This window comes from Enterococcus ureilyticus, from assembly GCF_001730315.1.
Classification (GTDB): Bacteria; Bacillota; Bacilli; order Lactobacillales; family Enterococcaceae; genus Enterococcus_L; species Enterococcus_L ureilyticus.
Map to the genome: position 1 here is coordinate 1 of NZ_MIKC01000016.1, position 17,422 is coordinate 17,422.

Below are 17,422 nucleotides of genomic sequence, written 5' to 3' on the forward strand. Positions count from 1 at the left end.
TGTTTTGGCACTATTCTTTTTCAAGAAAATAGAAAAACCTAGAGGAAATTTCCTCTAGGAATCATATTAATCGATTTAATTCTTTAGATTTTCTTCACCAACATTAGTTGACAAAGAGCCTTTAAAATTTAGATTTGTGCCCAAACACTTTCCAAAACATTCGTTTGATTACGATCTGGCCCTACTGAGAATGTTGAAATACGCACGCCAACTAATTCAGAGATACGATGCACATAATTTCTTGCATTCGCTGGTAGATCAGCTAATGTTTTGCAACCAGTAATGTCTTCTGACCAACCTGGTAATTCTTCATAGACTGGCTTACAGCGGCTTAACTCTTTCAAGCTTGCTGGATAATGATAAATCAGTTCACCATCTAATTCATACGCTGTACAGATTTTCACTGTGTCTAAACCACTTAATACATCGATTGAGTTCAATGACAGATTTGTGATTCCTGAAACCCGTTTAGAATGACGCATCACAACCGTATCAAACCAACCCACGCGACGTGGGCGACCAGTAGTTGTACCGTATTCTTTCCCAACTTTACGAATGGTTTCTCCTGTTTCATCAAACAATTCTGTAGGGAATGGACCATCACCAACACGAGATGTATACGCCTTACAAACACCCACGACTTTATTGATCTTAGAAGGACCAACACCGCTTCCGATCGTAACGCCTCCAGCAACTGGATTTGATGAGGTTACAAATGGATATGTTCCTTGGTCGATATCTAGCATAACGCCTTGTGCGCCTTCAAATAATACGCGTTTACCTGCATCTAATGCATCATTCAAAATAACAGAAGTGTCCGTTACGTATTGTTTGATTTGTTGACCATATTCATAGTATTCTTCAAAAATATCTTCAAAAGCAATTGGTTCGCTGTCGAACATTTTAACGAATTGACGATTTTTTTCTTCTAGATTTATTTTTAAACGTTCTTCAAAAATTTCTTTATCTAATAAATCTGCGACACGGATTCCCACACGAGCTGCTTTATCCATGTATGCAGGACCGATCCCTTTGATTGTAGTACCAATTTTATTTTCACCTTTGGCATCCTCTTGTAATTGATCCAATTGGATGTGATAAGGTAAAATCACGTGAGCACGGTCAGAAATACGTAAATTATCTGTCGTGACATTATTATCTTTTAAATAAGCCAGTTCTTTTACAAGAGATTTCGGGTTGACTACAACACCATTTCCGATCACACTGATCTTGTCTTTGTAAAAGATACCTGAAGGAATCAAGTGTAGTTTATAAGTAACACCGTCAAACTTAATGGTATGACCTGCATTATCTCCGCCTTGATAACGTGCGATGACCTCAGCATTCTCACTTAAAAAATCCGTGATCTTTCCTTTTCCTTCATCGCCCCACTGCGTTCCGACTACTACAACTGATGACATTCGAACACCTCGTTCTAAATTATTTTGTCCTGATTCATTGTACCAATAAAACACAACGCTTTCAAGGAAAAATCGAATGTTATTTTTTTGGAAATAAGAAAATAGAGTAAAACACGAACATTATTCAGAAAATGATTTTACAGTAGATAAAAAAGCGAAAATTCATTTATTCTCTTGTAAAGAATTTGCATTTTGTTATAATCATACACAATATATTATGAATTCACTAGGAGGTCTATTCGGGATATGAAACATTATTTTTATTTAGAGATTGACGAATCTTTATCTTTAGTTCAGCCAACGTTATCTATGGCACATGAACTTTTCGAAGTGATTGATTCAGATCGGAAACACTTACGAAAATTCCTTGATTTTGTTGATACTACAACATCTTTTGAACAACAAGAGCAATATATCAAGATGAAATTAGAAGGCTATATCAATGAAACCGATCGTTTATTTCTAATTGCTTTTGACCAGAATATAATTGGCTGTATTGATTTACATTTTATTGATACCAATAATAAAAAAGCTGAACTTGGCTACTGGCTTCATTCGTCTCAAACCAATAAGGGGATTATGTCAAAAGTAGTGAAAAAAGTTTGTGCGATCGCTTTTGAAGATATGGGATTAAACAAATTAAGTATCCGAGCTGATACTGAAAATAAAGCCAGTAATGCAGTTGCAGTAAAAAATGGCTTCTCTTTCGTTGGAACAGATAAATCAGATATTATTATGTATGATAAGTTTAGAGATTTAAATAAATATTCTCTTTTAAAAACAGATTTTAGCTGAAATAATAGCCCGAGTAAGTGTCAACCGACGACTTACTCGGGCTATTATTTCACAATTAAAACTCTTCTCTAGGCGATAACGAAGCGAACTTATTGAACTCTTTAATGAATAACAGTTCCACAGTTCCACGGGCGCCACTACGGTTTTTCTCGATGATAACCTCAATCACGTTGTCGATTTCCGGCTCTTCACGAGCACCATCCTCGCCTTCTTCACCACGATCATAGTAATCATCACGATAAAGAAAAGCTACGATATCCGCATCTTGCTCAATAGATCCAGACTCACGAATATCACTCAAAACGGGACGTTTATCCTGACGTTGTTCCACTCCACGAGATAATTGAGACAAGGCAATAACAGGAACTTTTAATTCCTTCGCCAATTTCTTTAATTGACGAGAGATTTCAGATACTTCTTGTTGACGACTTTCACGACCGGTTCCCTCAATCAATTGTAGGTAATCGATCAAAATCAAGCCTAAATTACCGCGTTCTTGCGCTAATTTACGACATTTTGCTCGAATTTCTGTAATTTTAATACCAGGCGTATCATCAATATAGATTTGCGCTCTAGATAAACTACCCATTGCAATAATTAGGTTTTGCCATTCTTCTTCTGATAACTGACCCGTACGTAAATGGCCGGCTTCAATCGAACCTTCTGCACAAAGCATCCGATTCACTAATGATTCGGCCCCCATTTCCAAACTAAAAATAGCAACCGATCGATCCGTTTTAGTTCCGATATTTTGCGCTATATTTAAAGCGAAGGCTGTTTTCCCTACTGCTGGCCGGGCAGCTAAAATAATCAATTCTTCTGCTTGTAATCCAGCAGTCATTTTATCTAAAGCAGGATATCCTGTAGGTAATCCCGTGATTTCTTCATCATTTTGATACAGTTGATCAATGTTGGCAATCGATGTATTCAAGACATCTGCGATCGACAAAAAGCCGCTGCGATTTCTTTTTTCTGAAACTTCTAAAATGCTACGCTCTGCATCATCTAGTATTGTTTCAACATCTTCACCTTGTTCAAAACCTTTGGTAACAATCTCTGTAGCGGTTTGGATCAAATTGCGAAGCAATGATTTTTGTTCAACAATTTTCGCATAGTAAACGATGTTCGCAGCTGTCGGTACAGCCAACGCCAAATCTGATAGATAACTCAGGCCACCGACATCTTCTAATAAATTTTCTTGCTCCAAGCGATCTTTGATCGTGATCACATCAATTGCTTCATTTCGATCATTCAAGGTAAGCATAGTCTGAAAAATCAATTGATGATTACGGCGATAAAAGTCTTTGGGTTCTATGTATTCTAAAGCATCGATAATGACCTCGGCATCTAAAAAAACCGACCCTAAAACGGCCTGCTCTGCCTCCATACTTTGCGGCGGTACTCGATCTTGCCATACTTCATTCATTTTTTTCTCTCCTATAGCTAAAATTACGCTTTTCAGTCTTTCTATTTTAACAAGAAACAGCCAAAAAGTACAATGACAATCTGGCGTCATTTCTTATTATTATGATAAACAAAAAACAGAGGAAAACCCCTGTTTTTTAATCTTTATTCTTCAACAACGTGAACTTTGATCGTCGCAGTCACTTCGTGATGTAATTTCACTGGAACTTTTGTAAAACCTAAGGCACGAATTGGTTGTGACAGCTCGATCTTGCGTTTATCTAATTTAACGCTATATTGCTTGTTTAAGGCCTCGGCAATTTGTTTTGAAGGAATAGACCCAAAGAGACGTCCATCTTCCCCAGCCTTCGCTTTAAGCTCTACAACAGTCTCTTCTTTTTCTAAAAACTCTTGCATTTTTTTAGCTTCTGCCAATACTTCTGCATCATGCTTGTCTTGTGCTTTTTTTTGACCAGCAAGAGCACTGATGTTGCCTTTATTTGCCTCTTTAGCAAATCCATTTTTAATTAGGAAGTTTTGGGCATACCCAGCAGGTACTTCTTTCACTTCACCTTTTTTTCCTTTGCCTTTGACATCTTGTAAAAAAATAACTTTCATACTATTATTCCTCCTTATTTAAAAACTGAGAGAGCTTTTTCTGTGAAGCTAGATACCATTAAAAACATGACTAGCTTATGGAGCTGGATCATACATTATATCTATATTTTGATGAATCACTTTCAGCAGTTGCTCTTTTACCTCAGCTACTGTTTCATTAGATAATTGTACCGCAGCATTAGTAAAATGACCACCTCCACCAAGATTTTCCATAATTAGTTGGACGTTTATTGACCCATTACTTCGTGCACTGATCCCAATTTGTTTATCTGTTCGTTTAGTTATGACAAATGCTGCGTTGATTCCGACCATTGATAACAATGTATCTGCAGTTTTAGCTGCCGTGACACTATCGTATTCTTTGTCTTCACTACCTGTAACGATAACTGTATCTGGAGTAACATATTCACTTTTAGCAATCAAGCTATTCATTTCCAAGTAACTTGTTAAATCTGAACTCAGTAGATATTGTACTAAAGATGAATCGGCACCACAAGTTCTCAAATAGCTAGCCACGTCAAATGTACGTGCTGTAGTCCGAACACTGAAACTCTTGGTATCGACAACGATACCAGCTAGTAGCAACGTAGCTTCGAGTTTGTCTAAACGTTTTTGTGCGTTACTTTGATACTCGATCAATTCCGTCACTAGCTCTGATGCAGATGATGCAGATGATTCGATATACGTAAGCAATGGTTTCACTGGGAATTCATCGCCACGCCGATGATGATCAATGATCACAACTTTATCAAATTGTTCGTATAACTCTTGTGAGATCGAAAGCGAGGGCTTGTGGTAATCAACCATGATCAACAAACTACTGTCTGTTTTTCTTTTCATTGCTTCTTTTGGTGTAATGATTTGCTTAGCCTGTTCGGGATACTTCTCCAACTCGGTCATCACTCGTTCAACATCGGGAATACTTTCCCTTTTATCTAAGACAACCCATGCTTCTTTATTGTGAAATCTAGCTAATCGAGCCATTCCAAAGGCCGAACCAATCGCATCCATATCTGGAAAACGATGCCCCATGATATAAACATCTGATGATTCAGATAAAATCCCACGAATCGCGGTGCTCATTGCACGAGAACGAACACGCGTTCTCTTTGCTACAGATGCTGATCGTCCACCATAAAAGAGTGGTTTAGCATTATCTTTCGCCTCTTTCACAACAACTTGATCTCCACCTCTGACTAAAGCTGTATCTAAATTCGTTTGAGCTGTATTTCCTGTTTGACTTAGCGTTTCGCCACCATAGGAGATTCCCATACTTAGTGTGATCGCTATTTCTCTTGTGCTAGATTCTTTTCTGATATTATCTAAAATTTGAAACTTTGATTCCATCATCTTTTTTACATCTTCTAACTGTGCAATAAAAAAATACCGTTCAGCATTTAGTCGTTTATAAAAAACATGATATTCATCCATCCAATCAGAAACCATTGTAGTAATAAAACTATTTAAGTACGATATCTCTTTTTCGTCCATATTATCGGTAATATCATCATAATTATCAACTGAAACAATCCCAATAGCTGTCTGCATTTCTATTTTCTCATGGTACAAGTTACTCTCTTCTGTAATATCTTTAAAAGTAATTGTATTTTGACTTGTGTCAATATTAAAGCGATAAACATGGTCACCAACTTTAAATATGTCCTTGCCTTTTTCAGCTAGTGATACATATGTCTGGATTAATTCTGGACTAATAAGTGTTTGTCCATCTTTCCGAAAAATAGCTTCTGCAAAAGGATTTAACCACTTAGCTTCTTTGGTAGTAGAATCATAATTTATGATCCCTACAGATACTTCGTTGAAAGCATAATCCAACGACTTTTCTGCAATCGAACTGGCTTCTCTAATTTTTTCTGTATTCGATATTTCAATTTTTTTGACCAAATAGAAAATTCGATTGATCAGTATAAAGTTGAGTATCAATAATCCAGCTAAAATTAAATATTTATTAGATATGAAGAACAATAGCATTACTTCTAATAAAAAGAGAACGAATACAACCCCTAAAATCCGCTTCACTCTATTTTCTTTCATTATAATGACTCCCCCATTATTCTGCAGATAAGGTTATTTTAGCATAAAAAAGGAATTTCTGCGAACCTCAAAATGTTCCACGTGAAACATTTCGAGGTAAATTATGTACGACTCTAATAAAGAATAATAAAAAAAAAAGGATCAAAGAACTAGTTCTTTGATCCTTCATAATTCTATATTATTGCTCTTCACCAACAAATGGTAATAAGCCCATGATACGTGCGCGTTTGATTGCAATTGTTAATTTGCGTTGGTTCTTAGCACCTGTACCTGTTACACGACGTGGCAAAATTTTTCCACGTTCAGAAATGAATTTTTTTAGTAACTCAATATCTTTATAGTCAATATACTCAATATGGTTTGCTGCAATATAATCAACTTTACGGCGTTTACGTCCGCCTCTTCTTTGTTGTGCCATTCTTATTCCCTCCTATCAAATTCGTTTAGAATGGTAAATCATCATCTGAAATGTCAATAGTCGACCCTGAACCACTGAATGGGTCAGAATCTCTATCAAAATCAGGCATACCGTTATTACTAGACTGAGAGGATGATTGATTAAAATTGTTTTGTCCTGAAAAATTATTATTCTGTGGTTGTTGGAAACTTCCGCCACCAGCATTGTAACTTGGTGTCGAATCTGATCCTTCTGTTGTTTGTCTTTGTTCTGATGCAGAACGAGACTCTAACAACTGGAAATTCTCACATACAACTTCAGTCACGTAAACACGTTGACCTTGTTGATTCTCGTAATTTCTAGTTTGAATGCGACCAGTTACGCCTAATAATGTACCTTTACGCGCATAGTTTGCCATTGTTTCAGCAGGTTTACGCCAAATCACACAGTTAATAAAATCTGCTTCACGATTTCCATTTGCATTCGTAAAGTTCCGGTTTACCGCTAGAGTAAATGTCGCAACTGCCGAACCACTAGATGTATATCGTAAATCGGGATCTTTTGTTAGTCTTCCAACTAATACAACGTTGTTAATCATTTAAACATCTCCTTTCGTCAATCCAAATGTTTCACGTGAAACAATTGGTTATGCTTCTTCCTTGATAATCATGTGACGGATAATATCGTCATTGATTTTAGCAAGACGATCAAATTCATTGATTGCTCCTGCAGTTGATGGAGAAGATACTTTAACGATATGATAGATGCCTTCACGGAATCCGTTCATTTCATATGCTAAGCGGCGTTTTTCCCAATCTTTTGATTCGATAACTTCTGCTCCGTTATCTTTCAAGATTGTATCGAAACGTTCTACTAAAGCAGTTTTTGCTTCTTCATCAATGTTCGGACGAATGATGTACATAACTTCATAATTCGTAACTTGACTCATTGATTTTCACCTCCCTATGGACTTTAGGCTCTTAGTTTGCTAAGAGCAAGGAGAGTTATCTAAAATATATAGACTACTCACAAGGCTTCATTATACAGCTAAAAGCTGATAAAATCAAGTGTTCTTAGCAATTTTTGATCTTTTTTTTAGCAATCTTTTTTTCTCTCAGGTCTTACTTTAAATATACGTACAAATTCGCTTTTTTCATTTTTTTTGCTATTGATTTAGGTTATTTATTTTTCATGATATACTATCCTTGTTTGAAATTACACAAATACTTTAATGTAGTTTGAAAGGATGCTGTTACCTTGAATCAATTGTTAGAATACCAACCGCTAAACTTATACACAAACTATCTTGAGGCGGCACTTAATGCCCCTGAAACTGCCATTGTTCACGATGAACCATTGCCAGCTTTTCCTGAACTTGGAACAAATTACACCTACCAATTAAGTCACGAGGCGATTTTGAACCGTTCCTATCAATTAGCCAGTTTAGGAGTCCAGGCAGAAGATAAAATCATTATTTTCAAAAGCTCAAAATTTGATACGTATTTGTTAGCCGTTGCTGCTTCATATTTAGGTGCTGTTCCAGTAATGATTTCTTATCATTTTCCAACTGAAACGATTGAAGTTTTTGTAGATCGTTTGGAAAATCCGTTTATCCTATTTGATGATGAAACCGCAGAAAAAATAGCAAAAGTAAAAAATAGTACACCAGACAAACAGATTTCAGTTACTAGACTTTTGCAGGCTCCTGCGAACAAAGTTTCTCAAGTGGAATTACCTAAAGATACGATTGCATATATGACACATACTTCTGGGACAACTGGCATTCCTAAACTAATTTGTCATTCTGCTAATTCGATGGGGTGGCGTACAAAATGGCAAAAAACAATTTTCACAAAAATCGCTGAGAAAAAAATGGTTGGATTCCATATTTCACCCGTTCACTCTCGTTTTAATATTGGCATCTCTTCTTTGATGGCAATGGGTTTCCCACTGATGCCATTATCGATATCAAATAGTGATTCTGTTGCGGAAATGCTCTTAAAACATGAACCGATTGCTCTTGAGACTCATCCAAATAATTTCGTTCAGTGGACTTCTTTGGCAAAAAGACAACCCGAAGCTTTCGCAAGTGTTCGTTATTACCATTCTACTTTTGATGCAATCAACAATGCCACGATGGCTAGCTTCTTAAAAGCTTCAGAAAAAAATGAGCCAATTTTTCTTCAAGTTTATGGACAAAGTGAATGTGGTCCAATGATTTTGAAGGCTCATACCTTAGAATCCCTAAAAACATCTGATGCTCGTGATATGGGGGTTGGCTTAGAAGGGTTGACCGAAGCTCGAATCGCAGATAAAGAAGGCAATGTTTTACCGGCTTTGACAGATGGTCATATCCAATTTTTATCTAAAGGACGTGCATTAACATACTATAAAGAAGATAATCGTTTTCAAGCAACGGTTTTCGGTCCTTGGTGGGACAGTGGTGATTATGGTTTTATGGATGAAAATGGCCATTTATTCTTGAAAGACCGTCAAGTAGATTTGATTGAAAAAGTCGATAGTAATTTAGCAATTGAAGATCATTTGTTGGATGCACTAGATTTTCTTCAAGAAGTGATTATCGTCAGAGCAAAAAATAATTCTCCTCAACCAATCTTGGCTGTTGATCCAAAACAAGGGATGGACTGGGATGCTTGGTGGGAACAAGTCACTGATTTACCTCATTTAAACAAACCAATTATTATGGATTGGGACGAAATTCCTCGTACAGCTACGATGAAAGTCCAACGATTACAAATTGAAAAAGCTCTGAAGGAAGAATAACTCTCATAACTAAAAAGAATCACAGACAAATGTTTCCTTTTGCCTGTGATTCTTTTTAGTTAGTAGATATTGTTTCGTAGAGTCCATATTTCGCTAACGCTTCTTTAGATAAAGTAACACCGATCCCTAGCCCATCAGGTACAGCAATCTCGCCGTTTTCAATCACAAAAGGGTTCGTAATGATATCCTCATAATAATAACGATCTGAAGCTGAAATGTCTCCTGGAAATGTAAAGACTTTTTGTGAGGCAAACTGTAAGTTTAACGCTCTTCCAACACCCGATTCAAACATTCCACCTAACCATACCTGAAGATTTTTTTCTTTACAGAAACCGACTATTTTCAATGCTTCCGTGATGCCGCCTACTCTGGGAATTTTTAAATTGATGCTTCGACAGCTTCCAAGAGCATACGCTAATTCGCAATCTTTAAGGGTTCGAATATTTTCATCTAAACAGATATCTGTTTTTATTTCTTTTTGCAATTGTGCGTGGTCTAAAAAATCATTTGCAGCAAAAGGTTGTTCAATCATTGCTAAGTCGTAATCATCAAATTGCTTCAAATGCGACATGTCATTAATGGTATACGCTGAATTAGCATCTACCATCAATGTTAAGTCAGGAAATCTATGACGAATTGCTTCGATTGGTTTTAAATCATAACCCGGACGGATTTTCAATTTGATTCTTTGATAACCAAGTGCCACATACTGAGTAATTTGAGTGATCAATTTGGTTAGATCAGTTTGAATTCCCACACTGACACCAACTGGGATTTGGGTTCGAGTATCCTCAAAGTATGTTTTTAGGCTATTTCCTTCCCGTTTGGCGTATAAGTCCCAGATAGCCGTCTCAAGACTTGATTTAGCCATATAATTGCCTTTTACTTCATCAAAAAGCAGTGCTATTTCTTTAGGATGTCGAATATCTACATCTTTCAACAAAGGAATCAGATAGTTTTCAATCATGATTCGTGCGGTCTCGATTGTCTCTTCTATGTAATCTGGTTGCTCAAAAGGAACAAGTTCTCCTATCCCTTGATTCCCCTGATCATCCGTCACCACCAAAATATCAAACGCTTTTTCTGTTAACCGACCATAACTTGTTTCAAAGGGAATCCGTAAAGGTAATCGAACACGATAACGATCAATGCGATGAATTTCCATCAGTATCTCCTCCTTATTCTAAAAATGTAGTGTTTATGTCAGACAAATTTAGCTAAAAAAGAATAAATAATTTTTTCAAATGTGGAGGGCTTCTCTAAATGAACACAGTGGCCTACATCATCTACGATTTCAATTGTTAGGTTTGGTTGCTTTTCTTTCATCTCTATAGCGATTTGTTGAAACTTTGGATCAAGCGCTCCTACAATCAGCAATATCGGCACATGTATGTTGTGTAACTCTTGCCAAAGTGAGGGCTGAACCCCTGTCCCCATAAACCATAAACTGCACGCAAGCCCAAAATTTTGCTGCGCTAATCGCTCTTGCCGAATCGCTTTTTGAACGTGAAGCGTTAGTCTTTTTTGACTATCAAAAAGAGGCAGTTTCTCCCATTTATTAACAAAGTCGTCGATAGGATGACTCATGATAAAACTAGCTAAATATTCATCTGATTGTTTGCGTCTCAAGCGAGCTGTCACACTTTCTAACCCAGGAGAACCGCTTTCTAAGATCAATTGCTGCACTTTTTGAGGATATAGATAAGTAAATACTAAAGCTGCTCTAGCCCCCATTGAATAGCCCAATAAGACAAAGTATTCGATGCCCAGTTGTTCAGTCAATAAAGCAATATCTTGACATAAACAGTCTATTTGATAGCGGTATGGATGGACATAACAATCCGTTTTTCCATGCCCAATCAAATCAATCGCTAGAATGTTGAAATCGGTCATTTCTTGAAAAACTGAAACAAATGTCTGACTGCTGCCGGTAAACCCATGGAAGCAAACCAATGTTGAGCGGTCTGCTTGATAGCCAGAAAGCCATTCATAATAGTAATTTACGCCGTTTACATTACTTTCCATAATCTATCCCAAAGATTTCTCTCAAACTTTTTACAACTTTCTCGTACAACAACACGTTGTCTTGACGATCACCAACTACTTCAATAAGCTGAAATTTTGGCTGTTTCTTCGTCTTTTCTAATAAGCAATCCAGTTGCTCCAAACTTACAGCTTTCACATATTCCGCATCATATAATTGCGCCACTAAAGAAAAATCTAAATCAATCGGGGTACCGAAAATGGGCTCAAAATCATCTGTCTCCAACTGACGTTGTGACAGAAAAGAAAAAATACCACCGCCATTATTATTCAATAAAACAATCGTTAAGGGTAATTTGTATCGTTTTGCGAGTAACAGACCATTCATATCATGATACATAGCCAAATCACCAATCAATAATATATTCTGGCGGTCAGGATTTATCGCACACATTCCTAACGCAGTTGACACAATACCATCGATCCCATTTATACCGCGATTACCGAACAACTGATAGACATTATTTTCAGCGCTAGCAAATCGATCTAAAAAGCGGATAGCATTGCTATTCGAAACAAACAATTGCCCATCTTCCGCCATTTTTTCATGGACAAGAACACTAGCTGATGTTTCATTTAATGTGTTCATTTCACTAAATTCTTTTAATAATTGTTCTGTCGCTTTTTGCCAATTGATCCATTGATTTCGCCAAGAAACAGATGTCTGTACTTTGATTTTATTTAGGAGCATTTGAACAAAAGTTTGTTCTTCTACTTGAATTGCCGTCTGAACTTGCTTTAGTTGATCTTGCCACTCACCTGTTTCATCAATAAAATAAATCATTGTTTCATCTTCATTCAGGGATTGTAACCAAAACATCGTATTTTTTGAAATAGGAAGCATACCAAAGCGAACAACAACTTCTGGTCGGTGGTTCATGTCTACTTCTTGGATAAATAAATCCGCACAGCTCATGATCAGCGGACTAGTCTTACTATTAGATGTAATATTGGCTAATGGATCACTAATGATCGGCCAGTTCAATGTTTCTGCTAATTCAATAAATAATCCAGCTTCTTCTGGCGTATGACTGCCACCCACCACTAAAACCCCTTTTTTTCCCTGCCAGGCATTGGCACACATCATTAATTGTGATTCGGACAATTGTTTTTTTCCTACAATGACTTCTGTTGTTTTTTCAGCAAGCATTGGATGCGTCAAATCAGGTAATAGTGGCTCTCTTAATGGAAAATTCAAATGAATAGGCCCTTTTGGTGTTTGGCAAGCTGTATCTGTCGCCCGCATTCCTTGCCAATAGGAATAGTCCAACATTGTTTTGCTTCCTTCTGGAATTGCCATTTCTATGAATAGTTTTACATGACCTTGAAATAAATGAAATTGATCCATGGCTTGTGGTGCACCAACTTGTCTTAATTCATGCGGTCGATCGGTTGTAAGAACGAGCAATGGAATATGACTAGCGTAAGCTTCACAAACCGCTGGATAATAATTTGCTGCTGCTGTTCCTGATGTACATAATAAAACAACAGGTTTGCCACTCGTTTTGCTTAATCCTAAGGCAAAAAAAGCAGCCGAGCGTTCATCTACCTCGATAAAGGTCTCAATCTTTTCCTGACGGTGTAACAATAAGGCTAATGGAGTAGAACGAGAACCTGGGCTGATTACAGCTTGTACTACGCCATTACTGATCATTCCTTCAACAAAAGCGTGTAAATAGTTGGTCATTTCACTTTGACTTGTCATACTCATCCCCACCTATTCCTCTTAACATCGGTTGAAACTTGATTTTTGTTTCGATTCTTTCTTGTTCTGCTTGCGAATCTTTAACAATGCCACATCCCGCATACAAGTAGCCAATATTGCCAGACAATACAGCAGAACGAATTCCCACGGCAAATTCCCCTATATCCTCTTTAATAGCGACCCATCCGATTGGCGCGCCATATAACCCTCGATCTAGCTGTTCATGTTCTTTGAGCCATTCCATAGCCAATTCTTTAGGTTCCCCACCTAATGCAGGTGTTGGATGTAACTGCTTGATTCCTTTCAAAAAGCGATATTCTTTTTGTCTTTTCCCTACAATCGGTAAGTATAAATGCTGAATATCTCGATTCTTTAATAACTGTGGTTTTTGTGACTGAATCGAAGCTCCAGTCATCGCTTCCAATTCTTTGACAATTCTATCCACGACAATCCTATGCTCTTGCTTATTCTTCCTATCATTCAATAAATAATTACCCAAAGATTCATCCTCTGTTTGCGTTGTTCCACGTGAAACAGACCCTGCTATACTAGCTGTTGAAAAGGTTGTTTTAGACGCTTTTAGTAAGCGTTCTGGTGTAGCTCCGATAAATATATGATCCTTTGATTCCAAAACAAAAAAATAAGTATTTGTCTGTTGGCACTGCAGATTTTTTAAAATAACATCTGCTTGAAAAGGACTGTTACTTTTTACCTTCATCCGTCGTGCTAAAACAACCTTCTCTAATGGTCCTGCTTCTTTGAGCTTCTTCACCGTTTCGTCAACAACCGTCAACCATTGAGATACAGCGACTTCCTCTGTTTTAATTTGTGTACTGTCTTGATTTTTTACTAGTGTAGTCGTCATTATTTCAACAAATTCTGAAGTCAGCTCTAGCCATTTTTTGTGCAATATTTCTTTATTTTCAGCGCTGAAGTTCATTGTAAGATAGACTTTTCCAGCTGTTTCTGTTAGTAAAAAAACGGGTAAATAAAATAAACCTTGCGCCAAACTGCCCCAATCATTTTGCTTCGTTTGCTTATCGTCAAAGGCAAAACCACCAAATAAAATAGCCCCCGTTCCTGTAATAGAACAGTTTTGATAAATTTTTTCTTTTTCTTCTAAAATAAAACGATCTACTTGTTCAAATGAAGCAAGATCATGCACTAATTCTTTTTCTTTACCAAATCCGACTAGCGTAAAGTTTTTTTCCGGCGTTTGCCAATAAAATCGTTCACCTTTAAATACATTTTGTCCCTTCATAAAAGAAGTACGCAAAGAATCTGTCTTTTCATTTATTTCTTTGACCCAGCTAAATTGACGATAACCTTTTTCATAGGCTTGTTCTAATTCTTTAGGAATGCTCATTTGCTTAAAAAAGCCTCCCTTTCTCTTGTTGTTAAGCGATGTTTTGCTAATTTACCGCTAGCTGTTTTTGGTAGTGAATGGCATAAATAGAGCTGTTTAGGTAGTTTGTATTTTGCTAAATAGTGTTTAGCAAATTCATTGATTTTTTCTAAAGTGACTGTCGATTCTCCCACAATATAAGCGACTGGAACAGCGCCCCATTTTACATCGGCTTCACCAACGACGGCAACTTCTTTTACCCCAGGAAACTCTTGAATTACATGTTCGATTTCTGTGGGGTAAATATTTTCACCACCTGAAATAATCAACTCACTCAAGCGACTGACTAAGTATAAATAGCCTTCTTCGTCCAAATACCCCATATCACCTGTTTTAAACCAATCATCTGTCGTCCATTTGACAGCTTGCCATTGTGTACCATTTAGATAATTATGAACGACATTTTTCCCTTTTAATAAGATTTCTCCCACTTGATTCTTCTGCAGTGGTTTCTCTTGGTCATCAACGATTTTGATTTGCATCCCTAAGAGTGGCTTGCCTGCAGAACCAATCTTCGCTGTGGCATCTTCAAAACTCAAAGCAACCACTTGGGAACAGGTTTCAGTCATACCATAGGATTGGATCACCGGAATCCCATAGCTTTCACATTTTTCTAGTGCTTTAGGTGAAATTGGTCCGCCACCAAGCAGCATTGCCTTAAAATTTGAGCTATAGCCTTGTTTAGGATAATTTTCCAGTAACTCTTGCAGCATAATCGCCACCACAGAAATCACGGTCCCCCGACCATCGGCTAGATCATTTGTTACTATTTTTGCATCAAATTTACTATATAAACGGAAACTACAACCCAGCACTAATTGGCGCATAATGATCGACAACCCGCTAATGTGAAATAAAGGAACTGGACAAAGCCAGCAATCTTCACTTGTAATGTTCATATTTTTTTGTGTTGCCAAAGCACTAGCCAAATGATTACTAAAACATTGCACGACGCCTTTAGGATTTCCTGTCGTACCTGAAGTGTACATGATCGAAGCCGTAGCATTAAGTTGATAGATAGAGTCTATTTCTGCTTCTACAGCTGCTCCAGTCCCATCTGGCTCTATCATTTCAATTAGCGTTAATTGATCCAATTCAATTAAAAATGGCAAGCTTTCAGTAGAAACCACCACCAGCTTCACCTTTGCATCGGTCAATTGGTAGTGGAGTTCCTGCAAGCTTAAATGTGTATTTAATAAAACTAGCTCTTTACCTAATTCCCACAAAGCTAATATTGAAAAATACATTTCTTTTGAATTACGGCTAAATAGCGCAACTCGTTTTTCTTTATTTGGTATCTTTAGCGAAAACGCTGCTGTCCATCGTTTGACTTCTTGAGCGACCTCAGCAAAAGACCATGCTTCATCCTGCCAGTAAAAAGCAGGATGATCCGGTCTTTCATTCACTTGTTTTTGCAGCCAACTACTCATGTTCTTCACCCTTTTATTTTATGGAAATTTAGGGAATTGGTCGAAATCAGGATCACGTTTTTCTTTAAATGAATCGCGTCCTTCTTTGGCTTCATCCATTGTGTAATAAAGTAAGGTTGCATCTCCTGCTAATTGCTGAATTCCAGCCAATCCATCTGTATCAGCATTTAAAGATGCTTTGATCATACGTAAAGCAAGCGGACTTTTCTTCAACATTTCTTCTGCCCACTCCATTGTAACCTCTTCAACATCTGCTAAAGGTACAACGGTATTGATCCAGCCCATATCCAACGCTTCTTCTGCTGAATACTGTTTGCATAGGAACCACACTTCTTTGGCTTTTTTATGACCAACTACACGAGCTAAATAGCCAGAACCATAGCCGCCATCGAAACTTCCTACGTTCGGTCCAGTTTGACCGAATTTTGCATTGTCTGCTGCAATCGTTAAATCACAAACAAGCTGAAGAACATTTCCGCCACCGATCGAATAGCCTTTGACCATCGCAATAACAGGTTTTGGAATTACACGAATCAACCGTTGTAAATCTAATACATTTAAGCGAGGAACACTATCTTCACCCACATAACCACCATGTCCACGGACTTTTTGGTCACCACCGGAACAAAACGCTTTATCTCCTGCACCCGTTAAAATAATCACGCCGACATCTTGTTTATCACGGCTAATGTTGAATGCATCAATCATTTCCATAACTGTTTTCGGCGTAAAGGCATTGTGTACTTGAGGGCGATTAATCGTAATTTTCGCTACTTTTCCTTCTTGTTCAAATAAAATTTCATCGTATTCTTTGATTGTTGTCCAGTTTCTCATGAGGAAACCTCCTTATAATTTTAAAGCGGAACAAATCGATTAATCCTGTAGAAAATTAGGAAATTGGCATTGAAACGTTCTTTGTTTCACTGACAATTTATCTATTTTCCTAAGGATTGATTTGTGCAGCTAGATAATTTTAAAAGCGTAGTGGGCTCGTCCAGCCTCGACTGGAAAATAGGAAATTATGACTGAGGTGCTTTTTGCCTCATTCATAATTTGTCTTTTTCCCGAGAGGCTAGCCTGCGTAGCTAGATAACATAAAAGCGGAACAAGCCGCTTAGCTCTGACAGAAAAAATTGTTTTCAATGTTTCTATTATACACAATTATGTAGTTTTTAGAATGATAGACGGTTTAAAGTGTGATGAAAGAGGAGGTGGAAGACCTCTATTTTTTATAGCTAATTATTACGACATCTTTTCTTGAAGTTTATGTCAGAAAAAAATGTCATCAATGATTTATATTTTTATGATGATACGCTTAAATGAAGTGTAATACTTCATCAAAAATAAACGATTGATTTTTTTGCAAAT

15 protein-coding genes are annotated in these 17,422 nt (G+C 37.2%); 2 read left to right on the forward strand and 13 right to left on the reverse strand.

Annotation, left to right across the window (positions count from 1 at the left end; all coding sequences use genetic code 11):
* Nucleotides 1-128: 128 nt before the first annotated feature.
* The gene (locus BCR24_RS08435; RefSeq protein ID WP_069640114.1) at nt 129-1,421 is read right to left on the reverse strand and encodes an adenylosuccinate synthase; all 1,293 of its coding nucleotides are present in this window, start codon (nt 1,419-1,421) and stop codon (nt 129-131) included.
* A 246-nt stretch (nt 1,422-1,667) separates the two neighbouring features.
* Here BCR24_RS08435 and BCR24_RS08440 point away from each other — a divergent pair, with 246 nt between their 5' ends.
* Nucleotides 1,668-2,216 carry a GNAT family N-acetyltransferase gene (locus BCR24_RS08440; protein WP_069640115.1) on the forward strand — a complete coding sequence of 183 codons (549 nt, stop codon included), beginning with the start codon at nt 1,668-1,670 and terminating at the stop codon, nt 2,214-2,216.
* A 55-nt stretch (nt 2,217-2,271) separates the two neighbouring features.
* On the opposite strand, the gene dnaB is transcribed toward BCR24_RS08440, so the two are convergent.
* The 6 genes from dnaB to rpsF form a co-directional block, all read right to left on the reverse strand.
* Entirely contained in the window at nt 2,272-3,642 is a 1,371-nt protein-coding gene (gene dnaB / locus BCR24_RS08445; protein WP_010766608.1) for a replicative DNA helicase, read from the reverse strand.
* Between the two features lie 143 nt (nt 3,643-3,785).
* Complete coding sequence (gene rplI, locus BCR24_RS08450; RefSeq protein ID WP_069640116.1) at nt 3,786-4,238, reverse strand: 50S ribosomal protein L9; 453 nt, start codon at nt 4,236-4,238, stop codon at nt 3,786-3,788.
* A gap of 75 nt (nt 4,239-4,313) precedes the next feature.
* Nucleotides 4,314-6,290 carry a DHH family phosphoesterase gene (locus tag BCR24_RS08455; protein ID WP_069640117.1) on the reverse strand — a complete coding sequence of 659 codons (1,977 nt, stop codon included), beginning with the start codon at nt 6,288-6,290 and terminating at the stop codon, nt 4,314-4,316.
* A 178-nt stretch (nt 6,291-6,468) separates the two neighbouring features.
* Nucleotides 6,469-6,708 (reverse strand): 30S ribosomal protein S18, encoded by a 240-nt coding sequence (rpsR, locus tag BCR24_RS08460; protein WP_010762117.1) that lies wholly within the window; start codon nt 6,706-6,708, stop codon nt 6,469-6,471.
* A 25-nt stretch (nt 6,709-6,733) separates the two neighbouring features.
* Nucleotides 6,734-7,285: a single-stranded DNA-binding protein gene (ssb, locus tag BCR24_RS08465; RefSeq protein WP_069640118.1), complete on the reverse strand. Its 552-nt coding sequence runs from the start codon at nt 7,283-7,285 to the stop codon at nt 6,734-6,736.
* Nucleotides 7,286-7,333: 48 nt separating this feature from the next.
* Nucleotides 7,334-7,636, reverse strand: a complete 303-nt coding sequence (rpsF, locus tag BCR24_RS08470; protein ID WP_010762119.1) for a 30S ribosomal protein S6 — start codon at nt 7,634-7,636, stop codon at nt 7,334-7,336.
* A 308-nt stretch (nt 7,637-7,944) separates the two neighbouring features.
* Here rpsF and BCR24_RS08475 point away from each other — a divergent pair, with 308 nt between their 5' ends.
* On the forward strand, nt 7,945-9,471 hold the full coding sequence (locus BCR24_RS08475) for an AMP-binding protein (protein WP_069640119.1): 1,527 nt from the start codon (nt 7,945-7,947) through the stop codon (nt 9,469-9,471).
* A 55-nt stretch (nt 9,472-9,526) separates the two neighbouring features.
* Here BCR24_RS08475 and menC read toward each other — a convergent pair whose 3' ends face one another.
* Genes menC through menB form a run of 6 tightly spaced genes read right to left on the reverse strand, consistent with a single transcriptional unit; the run spans nt 9,527 to nt 16,888 of the window.
* A complete protein-coding gene (gene menC / locus BCR24_RS08480) occupies nt 9,527-10,636 on the reverse strand; it encodes an o-succinylbenzoate synthase (protein WP_069640120.1) in 1,110 nt (369 codons plus the stop codon).
* Between the two features lie 38 nt (nt 10,637-10,674).
* Nucleotides 10,675-11,496, reverse strand: a complete 822-nt coding sequence (menH, locus tag BCR24_RS08485) for a 2-succinyl-6-hydroxy-2,4-cyclohexadiene-1-carboxylate synthase (protein ID WP_069640121.1) — start codon at nt 11,494-11,496, stop codon at nt 10,675-10,677.
* Nucleotides 11,486-13,219 carry a 2-succinyl-5-enolpyruvyl-6-hydroxy-3-cyclohexene-1-carboxylic-acid synthase gene (gene menD, locus BCR24_RS08490; protein ID WP_069640122.1) on the reverse strand — a complete coding sequence of 578 codons (1,734 nt, stop codon included), beginning with the start codon at nt 13,217-13,219 and terminating at the stop codon, nt 11,486-11,488. The genes menH and menD overlap by 11 nt, the downstream gene beginning before the upstream one ends.
* Nucleotides 13,203-14,585 (reverse strand): isochorismate synthase, encoded by a 1,383-nt coding sequence (locus BCR24_RS08495; RefSeq protein ID WP_069640123.1) that lies wholly within the window; start codon nt 14,583-14,585, stop codon nt 13,203-13,205. Before BCR24_RS08495 ends, menD begins: the two co-directional genes overlap by 17 nt.
* Nucleotides 14,582-16,054: an o-succinylbenzoate--CoA ligase gene (locus BCR24_RS08500; protein WP_069640124.1), complete on the reverse strand. Its 1,473-nt coding sequence runs from the start codon at nt 16,052-16,054 to the stop codon at nt 14,582-14,584. Before BCR24_RS08500 ends, BCR24_RS08495 begins: the two co-directional genes overlap by 4 nt.
* Nucleotides 16,055-16,072: 18 nt before the next feature.
* The gene (gene menB / locus BCR24_RS08505) at nt 16,073-16,888 is read right to left on the reverse strand and encodes a 1,4-dihydroxy-2-naphthoyl-CoA synthase (protein ID WP_069640125.1); all 816 of its coding nucleotides are present in this window, start codon (nt 16,886-16,888) and stop codon (nt 16,073-16,075) included.
* Between the last annotated feature and the right edge of the window lie 534 nt (nt 16,889-17,422).

Excerpts from the sequence above, each read along its gene's own strand:
- BCR24_RS08435 (WP_069640114.1), bottom strand. The coding sequence starts at position 1,421 with ATGTCATCAGTTGTAGTAGTCGGAACGCAGTGGGGCGATGAAGGAAAA.
- BCR24_RS08440 (WP_069640115.1), top strand. The coding sequence starts at position 1,668 with ATGAAACATTATTTTTATTTAGAGATTGACGAATCTTTATCTTTAGTT.
- dnaB (WP_010766608.1), bottom strand. The coding sequence starts at position 3,642 with ATGAATGAAGTATGGCAAGATCGAGTACCGCCGCAAAGTATGGAGGCA.
- rplI (WP_069640116.1), bottom strand. The coding sequence starts at position 4,238 with ATGAAAGTTATTTTTTTACAAGATGTCAAAGGCAAAGGAAAAAAAGGT.
- BCR24_RS08455 (WP_069640117.1), bottom strand. The coding sequence starts at position 6,290 with ATGAAAGAAAATAGAGTGAAGCGGATTTTAGGGGTTGTATTCGTTCTC.
- rpsR (WP_010762117.1), bottom strand. The coding sequence starts at position 6,708 with ATGGCACAACAAAGAAGAGGCGGACGTAAACGCCGTAAAGTTGATTAT.
- ssb (WP_069640118.1), bottom strand. The coding sequence starts at position 7,285 with ATGATTAACAACGTTGTATTAGTTGGAAGACTAACAAAAGATCCCGAT.
- rpsF (WP_010762119.1), bottom strand. The coding sequence starts at position 7,636 with ATGAGTCAAGTTACGAATTATGAAGTTATGTACATCATTCGTCCGAAC.
- menC (WP_069640120.1), bottom strand. The coding sequence starts at position 10,636 with ATGGAAATTCATCGCATTGATCGTTATCGTGTTCGATTACCTTTACGG.
- menH (WP_069640121.1), bottom strand. The coding sequence starts at position 11,496 with ATGGAAAGTAATGTAAACGGCGTAAATTACTATTATGAATGGCTTTCT.
- menD (WP_069640122.1), bottom strand. The coding sequence starts at position 13,219 with ATGACAAGTCAAAGTGAAATGACCAACTATTTACACGCTTTTGTTGAA.
- BCR24_RS08495 (WP_069640123.1), bottom strand. The coding sequence starts at position 14,585 with ATGAGCATTCCTAAAGAATTAGAACAAGCCTATGAAAAAGGTTATCGT.
- BCR24_RS08500 (WP_069640124.1), bottom strand. The coding sequence starts at position 16,054 with ATGAGTAGTTGGCTGCAAAAACAAGTGAATGAAAGACCGGATCATCCT.
- menB (WP_069640125.1), bottom strand. The coding sequence starts at position 16,888 with ATGAGAAACTGGACAACAATCAAAGAATACGATGAAATTTTATTTGAA.